Source organism: Anoxybacillus tengchongensis (assembly GCF_014201585.1).
Lineage (GTDB): Bacteria > Bacillota > Bacilli > Bacillales > Anoxybacillaceae > Anoxybacillus > Anoxybacillus tengchongensis.
In genome coordinates, this window is sequence record NZ_JACHES010000005.1 from 82,090 (window position 1) to 103,873 (window position 21,784).

General features: G+C 41.9%; 17 protein-coding genes. 15 read left to right on the forward strand and 2 right to left on the reverse strand.

Annotated elements, in window-relative coordinates; genetic code table 11:
• The first annotated feature begins 111 nt into the window (after nucleotides 1-111).
• The 9 genes from HNQ82_RS07165 to HNQ82_RS07205 all read left to right on the forward strand — a co-directional run bounded on the left by HNQ82_RS07165 (nucleotide 112) and on the right by HNQ82_RS07205 (nucleotide 9,697).
• Nucleotides 112-414, forward strand: a complete 303-nt coding sequence (locus HNQ82_RS07165) for a DUF4212 domain-containing protein (protein ID WP_032100864.1) — start codon at nucleotides 112-114, stop codon at nucleotides 412-414.
• 26 nt (nucleotides 415-440) lie between these two features.
• A complete protein-coding gene (locus tag HNQ82_RS07170) occupies nucleotides 441-2,090 on the forward strand; it encodes a sodium:solute symporter family protein (RefSeq protein WP_183248397.1) in 1,650 nt (549 codons plus the stop codon).
• Nucleotides 2,091-2,143: 53 nt separating this feature from the next.
• Complete coding sequence (locus HNQ82_RS07175; protein WP_183248399.1) at nucleotides 2,144-3,976, forward strand: DUF294 nucleotidyltransferase-like domain-containing protein; 1,833 nt, start codon at nucleotides 2,144-2,146, stop codon at nucleotides 3,974-3,976.
• An 11-nt stretch (nucleotides 3,977-3,987) separates the two neighbouring features.
• The gene (locus HNQ82_RS07180; RefSeq protein ID WP_183248401.1) at nucleotides 3,988-4,650 is read left to right on the forward strand and encodes a 3'-5' exonuclease; all 663 of its coding nucleotides are present in this window, start codon (nucleotides 3,988-3,990) and stop codon (nucleotides 4,648-4,650) included.
• 257 nt (nucleotides 4,651-4,907) lie between these two features.
• A complete protein-coding gene (locus HNQ82_RS07185; RefSeq protein WP_183248403.1) occupies nucleotides 4,908-5,150 on the forward strand; it encodes a hypothetical protein in 243 nt (80 codons plus the stop codon).
• 152 nt (nucleotides 5,151-5,302) lie between these two features.
• On the forward strand, nucleotides 5,303-6,853 hold the full coding sequence (locus HNQ82_RS07190) for a fatty acid--CoA ligase family protein (protein WP_183248405.1): 1,551 nt from the start codon (nucleotides 5,303-5,305) through the stop codon (nucleotides 6,851-6,853).
• Nucleotides 6,854-6,958: 105 nt separating this feature from the next.
• Nucleotides 6,959-7,945, forward strand: coding sequence for an ABC transporter substrate-binding protein (locus tag HNQ82_RS07195; RefSeq protein WP_183248408.1), 987 nt, complete (start codon nucleotides 6,959-6,961; stop codon nucleotides 7,943-7,945).
• Nucleotides 7,946-7,962: 17 nt separating this feature from the next.
• Nucleotides 7,963-8,937, forward strand: coding sequence for an ABC transporter permease (locus HNQ82_RS07200; RefSeq protein WP_183248409.1), 975 nt, complete (start codon nucleotides 7,963-7,965; stop codon nucleotides 8,935-8,937).
• The gene (locus tag HNQ82_RS07205) at nucleotides 8,903-9,697 is read left to right on the forward strand and encodes an ABC transporter ATP-binding protein (protein ID WP_183248592.1); all 795 of its coding nucleotides are present in this window, start codon (nucleotides 8,903-8,905) and stop codon (nucleotides 9,695-9,697) included. The genes HNQ82_RS07200 and HNQ82_RS07205 overlap by 35 nt, the downstream gene beginning before the upstream one ends.
• A 26-nt stretch (nucleotides 9,698-9,723) precedes the next feature.
• Here HNQ82_RS07205 and HNQ82_RS07210 read toward each other — a convergent pair whose 3' ends face one another.
• Nucleotides 9,724-12,087, reverse strand: a complete 2,364-nt coding sequence (locus tag HNQ82_RS07210) for an EAL domain-containing protein (RefSeq protein ID WP_183248411.1) — start codon at nucleotides 12,085-12,087, stop codon at nucleotides 9,724-9,726.
• 78 nt (nucleotides 12,088-12,165) lie between these two features.
• Entirely contained in the window at nucleotides 12,166-12,756 is a 591-nt protein-coding gene (locus tag HNQ82_RS07215) for an SCO family protein (RefSeq protein WP_183248413.1), read from the reverse strand.
• A 144-nt stretch (nucleotides 12,757-12,900) separates the two neighbouring features.
• Here HNQ82_RS07215 and HNQ82_RS07220 point away from each other — a divergent pair, with 144 nt between their 5' ends.
• From HNQ82_RS07220 to HNQ82_RS07245, 6 genes are all read left to right on the forward strand, one after another.
• Nucleotides 12,901-14,148 (forward strand): M48 family metallopeptidase, encoded by a 1,248-nt coding sequence (locus tag HNQ82_RS07220; protein WP_183248414.1) that lies wholly within the window; start codon nucleotides 12,901-12,903, stop codon nucleotides 14,146-14,148.
• Between the two features lie 216 nt (nucleotides 14,149-14,364).
• On the forward strand, nucleotides 14,365-15,645 hold the full coding sequence (gene aceA, locus HNQ82_RS07225; protein WP_055440472.1) for an isocitrate lyase: 1,281 nt from the start codon (nucleotides 14,365-14,367) through the stop codon (nucleotides 15,643-15,645).
• A gap of 78 nt (nucleotides 15,646-15,723) precedes the next feature.
• Nucleotides 15,724-16,242 carry a competence protein ComK gene (locus tag HNQ82_RS07230; protein ID WP_183240590.1) on the forward strand — a complete coding sequence of 173 codons (519 nt, stop codon included), beginning with the start codon at nucleotides 15,724-15,726 and terminating at the stop codon, nucleotides 16,240-16,242.
• A 65-nt stretch (nucleotides 16,243-16,307) separates the two neighbouring features.
• Complete coding sequence (locus HNQ82_RS07235; protein WP_183248416.1) at nucleotides 16,308-16,910, forward strand: TVP38/TMEM64 family protein; 603 nt, start codon at nucleotides 16,308-16,310, stop codon at nucleotides 16,908-16,910.
• A 16-nt stretch (nucleotides 16,911-16,926) separates the two neighbouring features.
• Nucleotides 16,927-20,394: a helicase-exonuclease AddAB subunit AddB gene (addB, locus tag HNQ82_RS07240; protein WP_183248418.1), complete on the forward strand. Its 3,468-nt coding sequence runs from the start codon at nucleotides 16,927-16,929 to the stop codon at nucleotides 20,392-20,394.
• Nucleotides 20,395-20,489: 95 nt separating this feature from the next.
• On the forward strand, nucleotides 20,490-21,665 hold the full coding sequence (locus tag HNQ82_RS07245) for an RNA-guided endonuclease InsQ/TnpB family protein (RefSeq protein WP_183248420.1): 1,176 nt from the start codon (nucleotides 20,490-20,492) through the stop codon (nucleotides 21,663-21,665).
• The last annotated feature ends 119 nt before the right edge of the window (nucleotides 21,666-21,784 follow it).

The following is a 21,784-nucleotide window of genomic DNA, read 5'->3' on the forward strand; positions in this document are numbered from 1 at the left end:
TACTCATTCCATTCTTGTCAGTCTTCGCTTACTTTTTATTTGAAGTCATAACGTTCCCAGCTCCATTTTTTGAAACGGTCAAATTTATTTTTAACTTGGGGGTGTGTTTGTTTGAAACAAATTGATAAAAAAGTAGCTGATTCGTACTTTCGTGAACGTGTGCGATTAATTGTTATTTTCTTGATTATTTGGTTTATTGTTTCATTCGGTGTTGTCATGTTTGCAGAGTCGTTTAAAGCCATGACATTCAACGGTTTTCCGTTCCATTATTTTATGGGGGCACAAGGTGCAGTAGTCACGTTCATTATTTTGTTGTTTATTAACGCAAAAGTAAGCGACAGCATCGATAAAAAATACGGCATTAGCGAAGAGAAAAATGAACAATTAAGCGCTGGAAAAGCGCTCGATCATTAAGAGAACAAAGGGGAAGGGGGAGCATCATGGATACACAATTTCTCGTGTCTTTATCCATTATTATTGCGTCATTTGCATTATATATTGGGATTGCCATTTATAACAAAGCGAAAGAAACTTCTGATTTCTATGTCGCAGGTCGCGGTATTTCGCCGTTTTCAAACGGAATGGCGATCGCAGCAGATTGGATGAGCGCAGCGTCATTTATCGGTATGGCCGGTACGATTATGTTGTTAGGGTATGACGGTCTTGCATATATTATGGGGTGGACGGGCGGTTATTTGTTGCTGACATTTTTACTTGCTCCACAACTTCGGAAATACGGTCGTTATACAGTACCAGAGTTTATTGGCGACCGTTTTGAAAGTCATACGGCTCGTGTAATTGCAGCTCTCTGTACGATCATCATCTCATTCGTTTACTCGATCGGTCAGCTTTCTGGTTCAGGAGTTGTTATTGGACGTTTGCTTGAAGTAGACGCAAAAGTCGGTACGATGATTGGTGTTGTGTTAATTGCGTTTTATGCAGCGTTTGGTGGTATGAAAGGAATCACATGGACGCAAGTTGCGCAATACGTTATTTTAATCATCGCATACTTAATTCCGGTCGTTTTCATGTCGCTCCAGTTGACAGGAAACCCGATTCCGTGGCTTTCTTACGGAAAAATTGTTGGTCAGTTTCAAGAGTTAGATCAGCAATTAGGTATTTCACAGTATGCAGAACCATTTTTGAAAGGTAGTAAGTGGCAGTTCCTTGCACTTATGTTTACATTAATGGCTGGCACAGCTGGTCTTCCGCACGTCATCGTTCGCTTTTATACGGTATCAACGATGAAAGCGGCACGTTGGTCAGGTGCATGGGCACTTTTATTTATCGGTTTACTTTATTTATCAGCACCTGCGTATGCAGCGTTTTCACGTTTCATTTTAATTAAAAATGTTGTCGGTCAAAAAATTAGCGAATTGCCAGCTTGGACAGAGAAATGGATTAACACAGGAAAATTGCAAATTGCTGATGCGAATGGCGACGGTATTTTACAATGGCAAGAGATGGTCATTAGCAACGACATTGTCGTTATGGCAACACCAGAAATTGCAAACCTTGGCATGTTCGTTATCGGCTTAGTAGCAGCAGGAGCGATGGCAGCAGCGTTATCGACAGCAGGTGGCTTAATGATTGCTATTTCGTCATCGTTTGCTCATGACATTTACTATCGCATTTTACGTCCAAATGCATCAGAGCAAAATCGTTTGCTCGTTGCGCGCATTTCAATCGTTGCTGCTACGGTATTAGCTGGTTTAGTCGCTTTAAACCCACCGGGCGTAATTACGCAAATTGTTGCATGGGCGTTTGCTATTGCAGCAAGCACATTCTTCCCAGCACTTGTACTTGGTGTGTGGTGGAAACGTTCGAACGCTGCAGGGGCCATTGCAGGTATGATTGTCGGTTTAGCCGTTTCGTTGGGCTACATTTTAGCAGCGAAGTATGGTGGTTTTTCCATTGCGGGTATTGTTGATACAGGTGCAGGGGTATTTGGTGCGGTTGCAGCCATGTTAGCAAATATCGTCGTTTCGTTAATGACAAAAGAGCCTTCGCAATCTGTACAAGAAGAAGTATATGACCTTCGTTATCCAGAGCAAATGACATATAAAGACGGTCAAGTGTGGATGAGATAATACGTTCGGCATCTGTGTACACAGATGCCGTTTTTATAAGGGAGGGGATAGAGATGCATCCACTATTTAGCAGTTTATCACATGAAGAAATTGATCGACTCGTTGCTCAATGTGAACAAAAAACGTTTGAAAAAGACGATACGATTTTAGGGAAAAATGAGCAACGTAAAGGACTCGTCTTGTTGTTAAATGGGGTGGCGGAAGTATATGTCGAGCATGAAGGATATGATGAAGTGCTCGAAGTTGTGCAAAAAGGGGGACTAATCGGTTTTTCAAGCTTAGCCGATTTTTTAGGTGCATCCAAAGGAGGCAAAGAAGAGCTTGTCGCGGTCAGGGCAGCGGAACGATGCGAAGTGTTAATTATTCCGTTTTCTGTTTTATCGCGGTTGTGGGATGATCCGAACGTGCATGATTATTTGCTTACACAGGCATGTGTCCGTTTAAAAGATGTGTATGTGTCGCTTGCAGAACAAATTAAGCAGGCGCGGAAATTTGGTGATTCTACATCGTTTGTTGTTCCTGTCCAGGATGTAATGATTCGCGATGTTGTGACCCTTCCGCCGAGCGCAACTGTGCAAGAAGCGGCGAAAAAAATGGCGGCCACTCATATTAGTTCGATCGTCGTGACAGATGAACAAAAGTTATGTGGGATTTTAACAGAAACGGATCTTGTCGAGCGTGTGCTAGGACAATCGCTTCCGTATGATACAGTCGTTGAACGCGTGATGACGAAGGACGTCGCAACGATTTCACGATTTGCGTATTATTATGATGCACTTGCGATGATGATTGAACGCGGGGTAAAACATTTGCCTGTTGTAGATGATGGAAAAGTACAAGGAATTGTCACGTTTTCCGACTTAATGAGGAAGAAAAACGAAAGCATCATGCGAATGATTCAACAAATTGATCATGCCGATGAACAGACGTTGCCAAAAGTAAAAACGGCGATTTATGAGTTGTTAGCGACAATGTTGCGCGATCAAGTGCCGATTTCCCAATGTTTAAATATGATTACGAAACTATACGATCGGCTCGTCTTACGTTGTATGGCATTAGCTCTAAACGAAGTAGGCGAACCTCCGTGTCGCTTCGCCTTTTACCAAATGGGATCAAGTGGACGGAGAGAGCAGTTTTTACTTACCGATCAAGATCATTTTCTCGTGTATGAAAGTGACGAACATGCATCGTATTTTGCGAAGCTTGGCGAGGCGATTGTACGTGTAATGGAGAGAGCGGGATATGAGCGATGCAAAGGGAAAATGATGGCGAGTGAAGAAGCGTGGCGCGGTTCGCTAGAGACGTGGAGAGACCGATTGCGTGAATGGATGATTCACGCGACAAATGACAATTTGTTGTTAGCGCAAAACTTTTTTTCGTATCGATTTATATATGGAGACATCGATTTGCACCGTACGTTTGAACAACAAATTCGCGGGCAGTTAAACCGGGCAAAAATTTTCTTTTTTCGGCTTGTTGAGATGGAAAGGCAAAATGAAATTCCAACGCTCGATCGCCCGATTCGTTCGATTTTTGGACTTGAACGGAAAACGATTGATATGAAAAAAGAAGTACTATTTCCTTACCACCATAGCGTGCAAATTTTAGGGTTAATTCATGGGATTGTATGCGGTACGCCGTTTGAGCGAATCGAGAAACTAAAAGAAAAACAAGTGTTGTCTCCATCGTTTGCGAAAGATGTACAGAAAGCGGCGGAAAACGTGTTATCCATTTACATTCGCCATAAATGGAATCACTATAAAGCAAATAAACAATCATCGTCTGTCTTGTCGTTTACAACGATGACAACGCGTGAAAAAGATGAACTGATTTTAAGTTTAAAAACGTTAAAGCAACTACAGGCACAATTATTTTCTCATTTTTGAGGGGGATGATGATGTTTTTTTTACGAAAGGCGATGGACTATAAGCTAAATGATAACATCCCATTATCGACACCGATCGATGACGTTGTTTTTACGGTTTTTGATACAGAAACGACGGGATTTAATGTGGCAACAGTAGATCGATTAATTGAAATTGGTGCGGTGCAAGTAAAAGGGACGAACGTGCTTGAAGACGAAACGTTTCATACGTACGTCAACCCAAATCGCGATATTCCACCAGTTATTGTTGAACTAACGAATATTACCGAGGAAAAAGTGCAGCATGCGCCGATGGCAATTGAAGCATTGCAACAATTTTTTCAGTTTGTTGAACAAAAACAAAGTGTATGTTTTGTTGGTCACTACATTTCGTTTGATTTGTTTGTGATGAAGCACGAATTGCGCCGTGAAAAAATAAAATTTCGCAAGCCGACGTTTATTGATACGCTCGATTTAATTGGCTTTATTGCACCGTCATATGATATGCGTGATTTAGAGCGCTATGCCCAAGCGTTCGGCACGCGCATGTACGACCGACATTCCGCCATCGGCGATGCGCTCACGACCGCGTATTTATTCGTTGAGCTATTAGAACAATTCCGCATGCGCGGTTATCGAACATGGGGAGAACTGTTGCGAGCAACAGATAGTCAAATGCGCTCATTGTCGTTTTAACAAGGGGGAACAAAGCCCCTTTTTTTATTTTATGGTAAAATATAAATGATAAGGAGGGACATGTTTATGACGAATCAAACGTCGTTTTTGTATTTTCTATGTCTTGGAGTACCATTTTTTATATATGGTTTTATTGTGATAATAAAATCTTTTTTTTACTATGATACCTTGGAAATGATTAGAGGATGGTTGTTTCTTTTGATCGGTTTGATGGCGCTATTTTTCGCGAAACAACAACGATAAAGGGAGAGATGGAAATGTTTCATCATTTTTTTAATGCAAAACGTAAAATCGTTATTGAATTAAATGAAAGATATTTTGATAAAAACAGCCTCATGCGTGCAGTTGTACAACATTTAGAAAGCGAAGGAAAGCAATGTGAGATGATCGATGTGAACACATTAATATTGGACGGAAAAAAATATTATGTACATGAAACAAATGTTGCGGCAACATACTGCCCACCTGTACAACGAGCGGTTTTAACGGAGATAAATTAAGCAAGATGGCAAGCGGGTGCTTTTGTCATAGTGATTTTTGAAAATTCAATCGGTATTCCTGCTTGCCTGTTTTTTTATTTTAAAATATAATACATTTAGAATTTTTTTAATTTTAAAATGAATGATCATTCATTCACTAAGGGGTGGGGAAGATGAATTTAGTTTCACGGTTACAACAAATTGCATCGCAAAAGCCGAAAAAGGAGGCGTATGTGTTTGAGCAGACGTCTGCAACGTACGGTGAGTTGAACGGTGCGATCATGAAGTTTGCGAGCGGGCTAGCAAAGCTCGGAGTAAACAAAGGGGATCATGTGGCGCTATTGTTAGGTAATTCACCGTATTTTATCGTCAGTTTGTACGGTGCGATGCGCACAGGGGCGACAGTGATTCCAATTAACCCAATCTACACACCTGATGAAATTCATTACATTTTAACGAACGGCGACGTAAAAGTTGTCATTGCGCTTGATCTAGTCATCCCGACGCTGATGAAGCTTGATGGGCGCCTGCCAAATGTCGAGCACATCATCATTTGCGAAACACCACAAGGAAAAGAACAAGGCGTTGTTGTGCCGGAAAAAATGAAATCGTTTACAAATGTGCTTGCGATAGGTGATGTTCCGTTCGATGGTCCAGTACTCGACGATGATGATGTGGCAGTTATTTTATATACATCAGGGACGACTGGAAAACCGAAAGGAGCGATGTTGACACATAAAAATTTATACAGCAACGCCCAAGATGTCGCGGATTATTTAAAAATTAATGAAGATGACCGAGTGATTGCGACGTTGCCGATGTTTCATGTGTTTTGTTTAACGGTTGCGCTCAATGCGCCACTCATGAACGGTGGAACGGTGCTTATTCTTCCTAAATTTAGTCCGGCAGAAGTGTTTAAAGTAGCACGTGAACAAAAAGCGACAGTGTTTGCGGGTGTGCCGACGATGTATAACTTTTTATATCAATATCCAGACGGCAAGGCAGAAGATTTCGCACACATTCGTCTATGCATTTCAGGCGGTGCATCAATGCCGGTTGCGTTATTGAAAAACTTTGAGAAAAAATTTCAAGTGATCGTTTCCGAAGGGTACGGTTTATCGGAAGCCTCACCGGTGACATGCTTTAATCCGCTCGATCGTCCACGCAAGCCGGGATCCATTGGGACGAGCATTATACATGTCGAAAATAAAATTGTCAATGAATTAGGAGAAGAAATGCCTGTTGGGGAAGTAGGGGAACTTATCGTGCGCGGTCCGAACGTAATGAAAGGATATTATAAAATGCCAGAAGAAACAGCGCATACGATTCGGGACGGATGGCTATATACAGGCGATTTAGCGAAGATGGACGAAGAAGGGTATTTTTATATTGTTGATCGGAAAAAAGATATGATTATTGTCGGAGGATATAACGTATATCCTCGCGAAGTGGAAGAAGTGCTTTACAGCCACCCAGATGTCGTTGAGGCCGCAGTGATTGGTGTACCGGATCCGAATTTTGGCGAAGCGGTCAAATGTTTTGTCGTAAGCAAAAATAAACAGCTAACTGAACAACAGCTTATCGCTTATTGTAGCGAGCATTTAGCGAAATATAAAGTACCAAGTTCGATTGAATTTTTGGAAGAGTTGCCAAAAAATACAACTGGGAAAATTTTAAGACGCGCGTTAAAAGAACAAGTCATCTCTCAAAGCGGTGCGATGTAAGCACCGTTTTTTATTTATTTTTTAGAATTTGCTTGATATTTAGAAAATATATTTGTATAATTTAACGCATAAAAGCGAAACAGCAAAAAAGTAAGGGGGATAAGGATGAAGTGGTTAAAAACGTGTGGGGCGTTGTTGCTTGCAGGTAGTGTGCTTGCTGGATGTTCCGAAGAGAAAACAACGAAAGAAGCGAGTGGGGAAAAAGAAAAAGCGTATAAAGTCGGCGTGACGCAAATTGTTGAACATCCATCGCTTGATGCGGCGTTTAACGGATTTAAAAAGGCGCTTGAAGATAAAGGATTAAAAGTGGAATACGATGTGCAAATTGCGCAAGGAGATATGAACAATAACCAAACAATTGCCAACAACTTTGTTGCAGATGGTGTTGATTTAATCTTCGCCAATTCGACACCGAGCGCGCTTGGCGCATTAAATGCAACGAAAGACATTCCAATCGTCTTTACGTCTGTGACGGATCCGGTTGGAGCGAAACTTGTGCAGTCGATGGAACAGCCGGGGGGGAATGTGACAGGGACGACAGATACACATCCAGATGCGATCCCGAAAACGGTGCAATTTATTGATCAATATGTTGATGGCAATCGCGTCGGTATGATTTACAATGCGGGAGAGCAAAACTCAGTTGCTCAAATTGATGCGGTGAAAAAAGCGATGGAAGGAACCGACTTAACGATCGTACCTGTGTCGGTGTCGACATCGGCGGAAGTGAAACAAGCAGCTGAATCGTTAGTTGGCAAAGTCGATTGTTTTTACGTCATTACAGACAACACCGTCGTGTCTGCGCTTGAGTCGGTCATTCAAGTGGCAAACGACCAAGATTTACCGCTTTTTGTTGGGGAGTTAGATTCCGTGAAGCGCGGTGGCTTTGCGGCATACGGTTTTGACTACTATGATATCGGCTATGAAGCAGGTGTGATGGCGGCGGACATTTTAGAAGGAAAGAAAAAGCCGGCTGAACTTCCGGTACAATATCCGCAAAAGTTGAAGCTTGTCATCAACAAAAAAGCAGCGGAAGAGATGGATGTTACATGGCGTAGCGAATGGGATAGCATGGCGGAATTTATCGAATAACGCAAAGGATGGATCGTATGATTACAGCATTGTTTAGTTCCGTAGAAGCAGGACTGTTATACGCGCTCATGGCGCTCGGTGTGTATATATCGTTTCGTATTTTAGACTTTCCGGATTTGACAGTGGACGGAAGTTTTGTGACGGGAGCGGCTGTCGCTTCCGTCCTCATTGTCGGTGGCGTCAATCCGTTTATCGCCTCGCTTGCGGCGCTTGGCGCTGGCTTTTTAGCAGGATGTGCGACAGGGCTTTTGCACACGAAGGGGAAAATTAATCCGTTATTGTCAGGTATTTTAATGATGATCGCTTTATATTCTATTAATTTGCGTATTATGGATAAACCGAACGTTCCACTTTTACAACAAGAAACAGTTATGACGATCATTACGACAGCATTTCAACGTTTCGATCAAGCTTTGGCAACGTTTATTCCTTTTATTCCGAAAACATGGGCGATTATCGTCTTCGGTGTGCTGTTAGTTACGATCGTGAAAGTAGTGATCGACTTATTTTTAAAAACAGAAGTCGGCTTGGCGCTTCGAGCAGTTGGTGACAATAAAAAAATGATTGCTAGTTTTTCAGGCAATACCGATCGTTTAACTATCATCGGGCTTGGCTTGTCAAACGCACTTGTCGCATTTTCAGGGGCGTTAATTGCACAATATAGCGGTTTTAGCGATATTGGCATGGGCATCGGAATGATCGTGATCGGTTTAGCGTCAGTCATTATCGGGGAAGCACTGTTTGGGGCAAAAACGATTGTGCGCGCGACGCTTGCGGTCATTTTAGGGGCGATCGTATATCGCATTGTCATTACACTTGCGTTGCGTGTCCAATTTTTAGAAACGGGTGATGTGAAGCTCATTACTGCTTTGATCGTCATTTTAGCGCTTGTCGTTCCGCAAATGGTCGCAACGCGTGCGGAAAAACAGCGGAAAGCGAGAAAGCGAGGTGCAGCCGTTGCTTCAACTCAAGCAGATTACGAAAGTGTTTAATGAAGGAACGCTCGATGAAAAAGTGGCGCTAAAACATATTGAGCTGTCGCTTCAGCCGGGTGATTTTGTTACAATTATTGGGAGTAATGGGGCAGGAAAATCAACGCTCATGAACATCATTTCGGGGCGACTTGCGCCAGATACAGGGGAAGTAGTCATTGACGGAAAAAATGTGACAACGATGAGTGAACATGACCGTGCGCGTTATATCGGGCGTGTTTTTCAAGATCCGATGGCGGGAACGGCACCAAATATGACGATTGAAGAAAATTTAGCGATCGCTTATAACCGAACGGTTAGACGGACGTTACAGTTCGGGGTAACGAAAAAACGGCGTGAATTTTTTAAAGAAACGCTTGCTACACTTCAACTTGGATTAGAAAATCGTCTGCATGCCAAAGTCGGCTTATTATCTGGTGGAGAACGACAAGCGTTGTCGCTGTTAATGGCAACGTTCACGAAACCGCATGTGTTACTTCTTGATGAACATACCGCAGCGTTAGACCCTGCGCGCGCCCAGCTCATTACAAATTTAACGAAACAAATTGTTGAACAATATCGCTTAACGACATTAATGGTGACGCACAATATGGAGCAAGCCGTTCAATTAGGCAATCGGCTTATTATGATGGACGGTGGGCAAATTATTTTTGAAGCGAGTGGAGAGGAAAAGAAAAAGCTCACTGTCGAAGCGTTACTTCAAGAGTTTCAGCGCATTCGCGGCAGCCAGTTTGCAAGCGATCGCGCGGTGCTCGTATAAAAAATCCCCGAGTTACATCGGGGATTTTATAATGTGTTAACCATTTGTTGTAATGATACGATCGTGTTTGGCAGTTGTTCGAGCGATACCGGGCGGCTAAAGTAAAAACCTTGCAGTTGCTCGCACTGTTTTTCAATTAAAAATTGTGCTTGTTGTTTTGTCTCGACTCCTTCAGCGGTAACAGTTAAATGTAAATTATGCGCTAGAGAGATAATGGCACTGACAATTTCTTTGCTTTTTTCATTGTTTATGATGTTTTGAATAAACGAGCGGTCAATTTTCACTTCGTCGATTGGGAAACGATTTAAATATTCAAGTGACGAGTAGCTGACGCCAAAGTCGTCTACCGCAATCGAAAAGCCAAGCTGTTTTAACTGTTCTAACGTTTTTACGACGTGCTCAGGATTTTTAATAATCGTTGTTTCAGTAATTTCGAAAATAAAGCATGAGGCGTCACAATGCTCTTCTTGTAAAATATGCTGAATATCTTCGACGAGATGTTCGTCTAAAAATTGTTTTGCGGATAAGTTGATAGCGATTTTCATACATCCAGCTACACTTTGACGTAAAAAGGTGAGATCGCGACATGCTTGGCGTAACACCCATTTTCCGATGTCGTAAATGGCATTCGTTTCTTCTGCCATGGGAATAAACTCTGCAGGGCTTACAAAACCAAACTGTGGATGTTTCCAACGAACGAGCGCCTCTACACTAAACGAGCGAGCATGGAAATTTACTTTCGGTTGATAAAGTAAGAAAAGCTCTTTGTTTTCTACAGCTGATGAAAGGGCGTTTTCAAGTTGAATTTTTCGCGTAAAAACGTTTGACATATGCGGCTCGTATGGCTTAATAATATTTGTTCCTTCCATTTTTGCGAAATATAATGCTTTTTCAGCATTGTTGATTAGTGTTTCTGCGCACAATTGAGCGTCGAATGCATAGCTAATGCCAATATGAACCCCGATTCGAATCGATTGATTACCGATGGTGTAAGGTTCTTGAAGCGTTTCTTTTATCGTATGCGCAAGCTGGTTCACTTCGTCTTGTTTTTCATACGAAAGGGCAATGATGAATTGATCCCCGTTTATTCTTGTCCACATCACTTTTGCATCAATCGTTTCATGAAGACGGGTACCGATTTGTTTTAATAGCTCGTTGCCGTTTTCATATCCGAGAAAGCTGTTAATAAATTTAAATTGGTATACGTCAATTAAAAGAATAGCGACTCCTTCATGTGCAAAAAGAAGATCGGTTAACTTTTCGATAAACTCGTTTCTTTCTATATATGTTTCATCTTTTTGACTTGCGGCAATCGGTTCGATTGGTTTCATGAGCATCAATTCAGTCCTTTTCGGTTCGTATGGAAATGGGAGTACGTCGATGTGTACGGGGATCATTTCGCCATTTATTGCTGTGATGGTCGGTTGTTGGACTGTATTGATCCATTGTTGGATCGGCTTGTTTTTTAAATCGTCAAGCGTTGATGTTTTAAACATATGAAGGGCAACAGAATTGGCGTATGTGATTTTATCGTCTGTACAAATGATAATTGCATCAGGAAATGCTTCAACAATGTGACGATGTAACTTTTCGCTTTGTTTTAATTGCTTTTGTGTTTGGATGAGATCTGTAATATTCAACAGACTAGCAAAACCTGCAATGATGTTTCCGTTTTTGTCTAACAGCGGAGAAGCATTGACGGAAACGTATATGTTGTCGTTGTTTTTCGTCTTCATTGTTAAACGAATGGCATGTAACGGTTTTCCTTCGCTTAGTCGTGCTAATGTTTGCTCGATATTTTCTTTATACGCTGGGATGACTTCGGAAAGTGTTTTTCCAACAAGTTCTTTTTTCTGCAATCCGAATAAATGTTCTACCTCTTCATTGATACGAATGATTCGTCCGAATAAATCAAATAAAATAAATGCTTCTTGTGAATGAGTAAATAAAGAATCAATTAATTGAAGCGCTTCTTCTAGCTGCTCTTCTTTTTGCAATATGTCGGTAATTTCGCGCGTACATGCGACAATATGTGTGACTTCGCCGTTTTCATTTAAAACAGGAATTAACGTAGATTCCGCAAAACGCATTCCTTCTACGTTCATACGATCGCGAAAGGTAACGAGCGATTTTGTTTTCCATGCTTTTGTATATTGTTCATTTAAATGACTTGCAACCTGATGATCATATATATCTTCGATGTATTTTCCGATATCTTTTTCTGTTAAACTCGCTAAATGGAGAGATGATGGACTGACACGTTCATACCGAAAGCGTGGCCCTTCTTCCACTTTCATTAAAAAGACGATATCAAACAATTGGTCCATGACGTTAAACAAAAGCTGTTCATTTGTAAACAGGGCATGTGGTATATGTATATGTTTTTCCACTCCAAGCCCCTCCTCAAAGAAAAATAGAATATATGTCTATTATTGTCGAAAGATGTTGATTTTTCAATGTAAAAGAGGCTATTTCGCCTCTTTTACAATTTCTTTATAAACTTTCTCTTTATCAAACCCTTTTTCGCCCATGCCGAATGTGTCGATGACGCGGTTGTTTTCGTCTAAAAAGTATGTGAGTGTTGTATGAATAAGCATGCCGTTTCCAGGATCGCGATATAGGAAGTTAAACGCGTCTGCTACTTTTTTTGTATCTTCTTCACTACCTCGTAAAAAAATCCATCCTTCGTTATCACTTTCTACTCCGAACATGTTCGCATACGTTTGCATCACTTGTTGTGTGTCGCGTTTCGGATCGATCGTAATTGTAATAAATTCCACTTTCGTTTTAAATAAACCGTCTTTTTCTAATCTCTCTTTTAACTGCTTCATTTGAAATGACGTACTTGGACAAATGTCCGGACAGTTTGTGTACACAAACTCTAATAGGCGCACTTTCGGTTCCATGTTGTTGAATGCGTACGGTTTTCCCCATGCAGTTTGCATTGTCACGTCTTTTGGAAACTCCATTTTTTCTTGCCGATAAAAAGAAAAATAAAATATACCAATGCCAATACAAATCGCAAGTAAACTAAAAAATCCGATATATAGTTTTTTCAACGTATATCCCTCCCACTTTCATCATACATAATCAACGTGTTAATGAGGAGAACGGGACGTGACAATTATTTGAATTTTTTCGTTGTTCTAAATGGTGAATGAAAAACTAAACTAATAGTAACGATGGACAAGGGGGAAAGGGCAATGAGAAAAATAGCTTTTTGGACGTTATTCCTTTATGCGATGTACGCGCTATTTTTTGCATTTTACTTATTTCAATGGACAGACTCATCTATTCCAGCACAATATAAAGGAACAAGCGCAGATCCTGCAACGTTTTTAACGAAAAAAGAACTGATGCTTGCTGAACAGTTTTCGGAAGTAAAAAACTTTTTATTTTTCTTATCTGTTCCATACGAGTGGGTCATTTATATTTTTATGTTGTTGTTTGGTTTGTCAGCGCGCTTTCAACAGTGGGCGGAGGCAACGACAAAACGTCGGTTTATGCAAACGGCGATTTACGTATTTTGGCTGTCGCTTCTCGTACAAGTTGTTACGTTTCCGCTTAGTTACACAAGTTATTACGTCACGAAAATGTATAACATTTCAACCCAAACGTTTTCGAGTTGGATGCGCGATGAGCTCATTGATTTTTGGGTAAATTATGTGATCATGGTTGTCATTGTGTATGTATTATATACGCTCATGAAAAAATTCGAAAAACGATGGTGGGTGTACGCGTGGCTTTGTTCGATTCCATTTACGCTTTTTTTAACGTTTATTCAACCTGTTTTCATCGATCCGCTTTATAACGATTTTTATCCGCTAAAAAATAAACAGCTAGAAGCAAAAATTTTAGCGCTAGCAGAAAAGGCGAACATTCCGGCTGAACACGTATTTGAAGTAAACATGTCGGAAAAGACAAATGCGTTAAATGCGTATGTCACGGGCATTGGCGGCAACTCGCGTATCGTATTATGGGATACGACGCTTGAGCGGTTAAGCGAAGATGAAATTTTATTTATTATGGCGCATGAAATGGCTCATTACGTCATGAAACATATTTATTGGGGAATTGGGTTATACATTGTTGTCACATTTATCGGATTGCTGTTAACGAATCGATGGATGAAACGAATGATGAAACGATTTGGGTCGTTTTGTCGCATTAAAAAATGGAATGACCTCGCATCTTTGCCGATGTTTTTACTGTTGATTTCGCTATTAAGTTTTGCGGCAAGTCCTGCGATGAATGCCATTTCTCGTTACGAAGAACATGCGGCGGACAAGTATGCGATTGAGCTAACGAAAAATAAAGAAGCGGCGATCTCAACATTTCAACAATTGACGCGTTCAAGTTTAAGTCAAGTACACCCACCATATATCGTCAAACTATTTCGTTACAGCCATCCAACGATTTTAGAACGAATAATCTTTTTAGAGAAACAATAGAAGCGGGATAATTTTTTTGAAAAAAATTCATAAAAATACTTTCTTTTCTGAAAATTGTGTTATATAATAAAAACGTCAAAAGAAAAACGTGTATTATAACAAGAAGGGTGGGAGATGTATTAAAGCTCGTACATAGAGAAAAGAGCGTCACAACTTTTTGGGGGTCATATGCACGAAAACAGAGGGGTTTACGATAAAAAACAAGGGGGAGAGAGCATGTTTGAAGAACGTGTGAAACAATTAGAAGAAAGTTGGCAGTTGGATGAACGGTGGAAAGGGATTACGCGCCCGTATAGCGCGGAAGATGTTATTAAGTTGCGCGGTTCGCTCGATATTGAATATACGCTAGCGCGTCGCGGAGCGGAAAAACTTTGGCATTTATTAAATACGGAAGATTACGTTCATGCGCTTGGAGCGTTAACAGGAAACCAAGCGGTACAACAAGCTAAAGCAGGTTTAAAAGCGATTTATTTAAGCGGTTGGCAAGTGGCAGCGGATGCGAACTTGGCGGGCCATATGTATCCAGACCAAAGTTTATATCCAGCAAACAGCGTTCCGCACGTTGTAAAGCGCATTAACCAAGCGCTACAACGCGCCGATCAAATTCAATACGTCGAAGGAAAAGAAGATATCGACTATTTCTTGCCAATCGTTGCCGATGCGGAAGCAGGATTTGGCGGTCAATTAAACGTATTTGAACTAATGAAAGCGATGATTGAAGCAGGAGCAGCAGGCGTCCACTTTGAAGATCAATTGTCTTCTGAGAAAAAGTGCGGCCATTTAGGTGGGAAAGTGCTGCTTCCAACGCAAACAGCGATTCGTAACTTAATTGCGGCGCGACTTGCGGCAGACGTTATGGGTGTGCCGACCGTATTAATTGCGCGCACAGATGCAAATGCAGCAGATTTAATTACAAGCGACATCGACCCGCGCGATCAAGAGTTTATTACAGGTGAGCGTACGCCAGAGGGCTTCTTCCGCACGCGTGCGGGCTTAGACCAAGCGATTGCGCGCGGATTAGCATATGCACCGTATGCAGATTTAATTTGGTGCGAAACGAGCGAGCCAAACTTAGAAGAAGCGCGTCGTTTTGCGGAAGCGATTCATGAAAAATTCCCGGGCAAATTGCTTGCGTACAACTGCTCGCCTTCATTTAACTGGAAGAAAAAATTGGATGACGAAACGATCGCAAACTTCCAAGTGGAGCTCGGAAAAATGGGTTACAAGTTCCAATTCGTTACATTGGCAGGATTCCATGCACTTAACTACAGTATGTTTATGTTAGCGCATGGCTATCGCGATCGCGGCATGGCGGCTTACTCTGAATTGCAACAAGCGGAGTTTGAGGCAGAAAAATATGGCTACACAGCTACACGCCATCAACGTGAAGTCGGAACAGGTTACTTTGACGAAGTATCGCTTGTCATCACAGGCGGTCAAGCCTCAACTGTGGCGTTAAAAGGTTCAACAGAAGAAGAACAATTTACGGGTGCATAAAAACGAATCCCCTCGTGACGGACGAGGGGATTTTTTGGTATAATATTCTCGAAATGTGTATATGAGGGAGGGAGCTGTATGCTCATTGTCGAGCATCTCCATTTGACACGCTATACGATGGGACTTTTTCCGCTTTCTCGTGATAAACAAATATGGACGAAAGCGTTGGAGGAAGATGGAGAAATCATCGTGAAAAAAAGTCCGATGGAAATTATTGAACAAAGTTGTTTGTATTATGGCGCAAGTTTAAGAGGAAGGAAAGATGGAGCGAGACATATTATTGGTACTTCCCATAAAGCACCGATTGCAGTCGAACCAACGAACGAAATTTTCTTTTTTCCAACAATCTCCCCAATGAATCCTCAATGTGTATGGCTATCTCATTTGCATATTCGTCATCATGAACATGTTCAAGGTGGGAAAACGCGCATTACGTTTTCAAATGGCGTGAGCGTAGAGCTATGTATTTCGCATCATTCATTCGTGAATCAGCTACATCGTACGGCTCAGTTGCGAACAAAAATGAACGAACGAATTGAAGCACGCGAAAGGAAAATGATGTATTTATTATACTTACGGGAAAAGGAATGGTCGTAGTAGTTTTCTCTTTTCCTCTAAACTTGTACAATATAAGCATGAGCACGTGGCAAAGGGGTTACAGTATGAGTTTAGAGGAATTAAAACAATGGTTTACGATAAAACATATGCTTGATATGTTAGCGGAATATCGTTCGTTTGGCGTTATTCCTGGCGTATTGCTGCCGATGGCGGAGGCGTTTTTACCATTTTTGCCGCTTTTCGTTTTTGTTATGGCAAATGCCGCGGCATTTGGTCTTTGGAAAGGATTTCTCATTTCATGGATTGGGACGAGTGTGGGTTCTCTTCTCGTCTTTTTCCTCGTTCGAAAAATCGGGAGGCAACGATTTTTCTCCTTTTTACATCGCCACCCGACGATTCGCCGCATGATGCATTGGGTGGAACGACGCGGATTCGGTCCGCTCTTTTTACTCCTTTGTTTTCCGTTTACACCATCAGCGGCGGTCAATGTGGTTGCAGGGCTATCGGGCATTGCGATGCAACAATATATGCTTGCTGTTTTGCTTGGAAAAATGGTGATGGTGTTTATGATTAGTTTTATTGGTTATGATGTGGTGGCGCTTATTCGCCAACCGATGCGTACGGTGTTTGTGGCAGTCGCCATTTTTCTCCTTTGGTATATTGGAAAAAAAGTCGAGCAACGTTTCGCATTGCATGACGGAAAATAAGAAAGGATGAACGAATATGTCTGTACGCTTCATCATCGGGCGCTCAGGAAGCGGAAAAACGACGATGTGTTTAAAAGAAATGATCGAACAACTTGCGCATGAACCCGATGGCGCTCCGATCATTTATCTTGTTCCTGAACAAATGACGTTTCAATCAGAATACGCCTTAATGAAAGAAAACATAAAAGGAATGATTCGCGCTCAAGTGTTTAGTTTCACACGTCTTGCTTGGCGCGTCTTGCAAGAGACAGGCGGCATGAGCCGCCATCATTTAACACAAACAGGCGTACATATGTTGCTAAGGAAAATTGTTGAACAGCAAAAAGAACAGTTAAAGCTCTTTCGGAAAGCGGCGGATAAACGCGGCTTTATTGAACAACTGGAACAAATGTTGACGGAATATAAACGATATTGTGTCACGCCAGCAACATTAAAACAAACGGAAGAAGAGCTGCGTCGTCATGCGACAGCAAACGAAATGGTGCTTGCCGATAAATTAAAAGATACAGCAATGATTTTTGAGCAATTTGAACAGCATATGGCGCATCATTATGTCGATTCAGAGGATTATTTGCGCTTGCTTGCTGAAAAAATTCGCCATTCTTCTTACATGAAGCGTGCCCGTATTTACATGGACGGCTTTTATGAATTTACGCCCCAAGAATATATGGTCATTGAACGACTATTTATTCATTGCCCGCATGTGACGATTGCGCTCACGTTAGACGCTCCGTATGAACAGCTGCCAAACGAGTTACACGTATTCCGCAACACGTGGCAGACGTATGCGCAACTGCGTGAAATTGCACTACAAAATGGGGTAGCGATTGAAAACGTCGTGCAACTTCATGACAACGTCCGTCACAAACATGAAGAACTTCGTCATCTTGAAGCCTATTACGATGCACGACCTGTTTGTAAGTTGGAAAAACAAACGGAAGCGATCGCTATCGGAGAAGCGACAACGCGACGAGCAGAAATGGAAGGGATTGCGCGCGAAATTGTTCAGCTTGTGCGCGATGAAGGATATCGCTATCGTGACATCGCTTTGCTCATTCGTAACGTTTCAGACTATCGCGACGTGTTAAAAACGGTATTTGCAGATTATCGTATTCCGTATTTTATTGATGAAAAAGAACCGATGCTTGATCATCCGTTTATTGAATTTTTGCGCGCAAGTATGGAAGCGGTGCGGACGAACTTTCGTTATGAAGCGGTGTTTCGTGCTGCAAAAACAGACTTGTTTTTCTCGCTTGATCAACCTGTTCATGAGATGCGCATGGCCATGGATCAGCTTGAAAACTATGTGCTTGCTTCCGGCATACAAGGGGATAAGTGGACGGAGCATTGGACGTATCGTAAATATAAAGGGCTAGAAGGCATACACGCCCCACAAACAGATGAAGAAAAGCGATATGAACAGCAATTAAACGAATGGCGCAAGCTTGTCATTTCGCCGTTATCGCTTTTACAAAAGCGGCTGAAGCAAGCAAAAACAGGACGTGAGCGATGCGAGGCGCTATATGCATATGCAGAACAGCTTCATATTCCGCAAAAATTAGAACGTTTGCGCGATGAAGCAGAAGAAAGAGGCGATTTGTCCGCTGCCCGCCATCATGAGCAAGTATGGCAAGCGTTTATTCATTTGCTTGATGAATATGTTGAAATATTAGGCGATGAATCACTTTCGCTTGAAACATTTTTTACGATTATTGAAACGGGACTTGAAAGTTTGCAGTTTTCTCTCGTCCCACCAGCGACGGACCAAGTGTTAATTGCGCATTTCGATCGTTCGCGTCTTTCGAATATTCGTTGTACATTTCTTGTAGGGGTAAACGAAGGCGTTATTCCGATGCGCAAAAATGATGATGGCATGTTGTCGGAAACAGATCGTGAATTGTTGCACCATTATTCTTTACATGTTGCTCCAGCTAGTCGCGAACGGTTACTTGACGAACCTTTTTTGCTTTATTTAGCGCTTGTTAGCCCGTCTGAACGTTTATATGTCACGTATGCGCTAGCTGATGAACAAGAAAAAACGTTATTGCCATCGATGTTTATTAAGCGGTTGATGGACATGTTCCCGTACGTGAAAAAGATGCAATGGGGAGCGGATCCGTTTGTACTTCCACTGCAACAACAGTTGTCGTATGTCACAAACGACGTTGCAACGCTCGGTCCGCTCGTGCAGCAGCTCGAAGCATGGAAGCGACAATATGCTATCGAACCGATATGGTGGGATGTATACAACGCATACGTGCAACATGAGCAATGGAAAGAACGAATCGCGGTCGTTGGGCGGGCGTTATTTTATGAAAATCGCGCAAAACGATTAAATAAGAAGTTGGCGAAAGAGTTATATGGAAAAAAAGTGAAGGCGAGCATTTCACGTATGGAGACGTTTAACCGTTGTCCGTTCGCTCATTTTGCCGCGCATGGATTAAAGTTAAAAGAACGAACCGTCTTTCAGTTAAAGGCGCCTGATATGGGTCAGTTGTTTCATCAGGCGTTAAAAGTGATCGCTGATCGTCTGCGTCAAGAGCAGCGTCCGTGGAGTCAACTATCTAAACAGCAATGCGAGCAACTGTCATATGAGGCGGTTGAACAAATTGCACCATATATTCAACAAGAAGTGCTATTAAGTACACACCGTTATCGATATATGAAGAAAAAACTGCAAACGATTATGACGAAAGCGACGACCGTATTAAGTGAACACGCAAAAAGAAGTGGATTTGTACCGATTGGCGTCGAATTAGGATTTGGTGAAGGCGAGCCGCTTCCACCGCTTTCGTTTACGTTATCCGACGGAACCGTGTTGCAGTTTGTCGGCCGTATTGACCGCGTTGACCAAGCAACGAGCGAACAAGGTGTACTTCTTCGCATCATCGACTATAAATCAAAGCAAAAGACGCTCGATTTAACGGAAGTATATTACGGCTTAGCGTTGCAAATGTTAGCGTATTTAGATATCGTGCTTGAATACGCGCATCGGCTCGTCGGTACATCAGCGTTCCCAGCGGGCGTGCTATATTTTCCGATTCATAACCCGATGATTAAAGTGAATGAATGGCTTGACGAACATGAGTTGGAGAAAAAGTTTTTAGAACAGTTTAAAATGGGTGGATATGTATTAGCAGACGAAAAAACCGTTCGCCTAATGGATGAAAACGTGGAGCCGGGGACAAGCTCTCTCGTGATTCCTGTCCGTTTAAATAAAAATGGGACGTTTGCTCAACATTCCAAAGTGCTAACAGAGCAACAATTTACGATGCTAAGGCAACATGTGCGACGCTTTATCGTCGATGTAGGCGAACAAATGATGGAAGGCGTTACGCATATTGCACCGTATAAACAAAAAGATAAAACAGCATGCCAATATTGCGAGTTTCGCGATGTGTGCCAATTTGATGAAGGGGTCGATGCGGAACAATATCGCATATTAACACCGAAACATATCGATGAATGGTTAAAGGGGTTTTAACTGTTCGTGATAAATCTATAAATATGTATAAAAATATGATGGTTATTTTATAACGAAAGCAAAGTGCAAAAGAGTTAAAAAGGGGCTGGGAGAAGATGGTTCGAACGTACAAAGTCATGCTTCTGCCCAACAATAAGCAAAAGACGAAACTTTTGCAATGTGCGGGTGTTGCCAGGTGGGCGTACAATTTTGCCTTAGCACAACAGCAAGAAAATCATAAGCAAGGCGGCAAATTTTTAAGTGATGGAGAAATGAGAAAAAGGCTCACAAAGCTGAAACAGACAAAAGAGTACAGTTGGCTCAATGGATATTCCAACAACATCACAAAACAAGCGATCAAAGATGCGTGTCAAGCATACAAAAACTTTTTTGAAGGAAGGGCGAAGCTTCCAAAGTTTAAAACGAAAAAACGAACGCGACCGAGCTTTTATCAAGATACATCGAAAATCAAAATCACCGACACGCATGTGAAACTAGAAAAACTCACCCCTTCCAAAAAGAAAAAGAAACAGACATTCAATTGGATACGCCTTGCGGAACGAGGTCGCATTCCGCATGGGACACATGTGAGGTATGTCAATCCACGAGTCGTGTTTGATGGACTTTATTGGTTTTTAACGGTCGGTGTAGAGGAAGCGGAAATCAAATACGAAACGTACAGCGAAGGCATCGGCATTGATTTAGGGGTAAAGTCGTTAGCTACCGTCAGCAATGGGATGACGTTTCCAAACATCAACAAAACACCGAAAGTGAAAAAACTTGAAAAGTCAATCAAGCGTATGCAAAGACGAATATCCCGAAAGTACGAAATGAATAAAACGAAAACAGAAGGAGGTGAATTCCGTTACAGAAAAACGGAAAACATCAAGAAACTTGAGTTCCTTGTTTTAAAAAAACGCCGAAGGCTAAAAAATATACAACTTAACTATACCCATCACATCACAACAACGTTGGTGAAAGCCAAACCAGCGTATGTCGTGATGGAAGACTTGAACACAAGTGGCATGTTAAAAAATCGCAAGCTATCAAAAGCAATCCAACAACAAACATTCCACGCGTTTAAGCGACAAATGACGTATAAATGTGCATGGCATGGGATCGAGTTGATCGTGGCAGATCGGTTTTATCCGTCAAGCAAAAAGTGTAGCCGTTGCGGTCATGTGAAAGACCACCTTTCTTTATCGGAACGGACGTACCGTTGCGAAGCGTGCGGGCTAGAAATCGACCGTGATCTCAACGCTAGTATCAACTTGAAACAATATGCCAAGTGAATCACCGCATGTACCCATACGTTAGTGGGGAAGTAAAGCCTTCGGAGCGCCAAGCAAACGAGAGTAGCTTTTCGCGAAATCGGGCGTGATGAACAAGGAAGGAAACAGTCTTGTAAGTT

What these genes read in the sequence shown, in the direction of transcription:
- HNQ82_RS07170 (WP_183248397.1), top strand. Translation starts at nt 441, where the DNA reads ATGGATACACAATTTCTCGTGTCTTTATCCATTATTATTGCGTCATTT.
- HNQ82_RS07175 (WP_183248399.1), top strand. Translation starts at nt 2,144, where the DNA reads ATGCATCCACTATTTAGCAGTTTATCACATGAAGAAATTGATCGACTC.
- HNQ82_RS07180 (WP_183248401.1), top strand. Translation starts at nt 3,988, where the DNA reads ATGTTTTTTTTACGAAAGGCGATGGACTATAAGCTAAATGATAACATC.
- HNQ82_RS07185 (WP_183248403.1), top strand. Translation starts at nt 4,908, where the DNA reads ATGTTTCATCATTTTTTTAATGCAAAACGTAAAATCGTTATTGAATTA.
- HNQ82_RS07190 (WP_183248405.1), top strand. Translation starts at nt 5,303, where the DNA reads ATGAATTTAGTTTCACGGTTACAACAAATTGCATCGCAAAAGCCGAAA.
- HNQ82_RS07195 (WP_183248408.1), top strand. Translation starts at nt 6,959, where the DNA reads ATGAAGTGGTTAAAAACGTGTGGGGCGTTGTTGCTTGCAGGTAGTGTG.
- HNQ82_RS07200 (WP_183248409.1), top strand. Translation starts at nt 7,963, where the DNA reads ATGATTACAGCATTGTTTAGTTCCGTAGAAGCAGGACTGTTATACGCG.
- HNQ82_RS07220 (WP_183248414.1), top strand. Translation starts at nt 12,901, where the DNA reads ATGAGAAAAATAGCTTTTTGGACGTTATTCCTTTATGCGATGTACGCG.
- aceA (WP_055440472.1), top strand. Translation starts at nt 14,365, where the DNA reads ATGTTTGAAGAACGTGTGAAACAATTAGAAGAAAGTTGGCAGTTGGAT.
- HNQ82_RS07230 (WP_183240590.1), top strand. Translation starts at nt 15,724, where the DNA reads ATGCTCATTGTCGAGCATCTCCATTTGACACGCTATACGATGGGACTT.
- HNQ82_RS07235 (WP_183248416.1), top strand. Translation starts at nt 16,308, where the DNA reads ATGAGTTTAGAGGAATTAAAACAATGGTTTACGATAAAACATATGCTT.
- addB (WP_183248418.1), top strand. Translation starts at nt 16,927, where the DNA reads ATGTCTGTACGCTTCATCATCGGGCGCTCAGGAAGCGGAAAAACGACG.
- HNQ82_RS07245 (WP_183248420.1), top strand. Translation starts at nt 20,490, where the DNA reads ATGGTTCGAACGTACAAAGTCATGCTTCTGCCCAACAATAAGCAAAAG.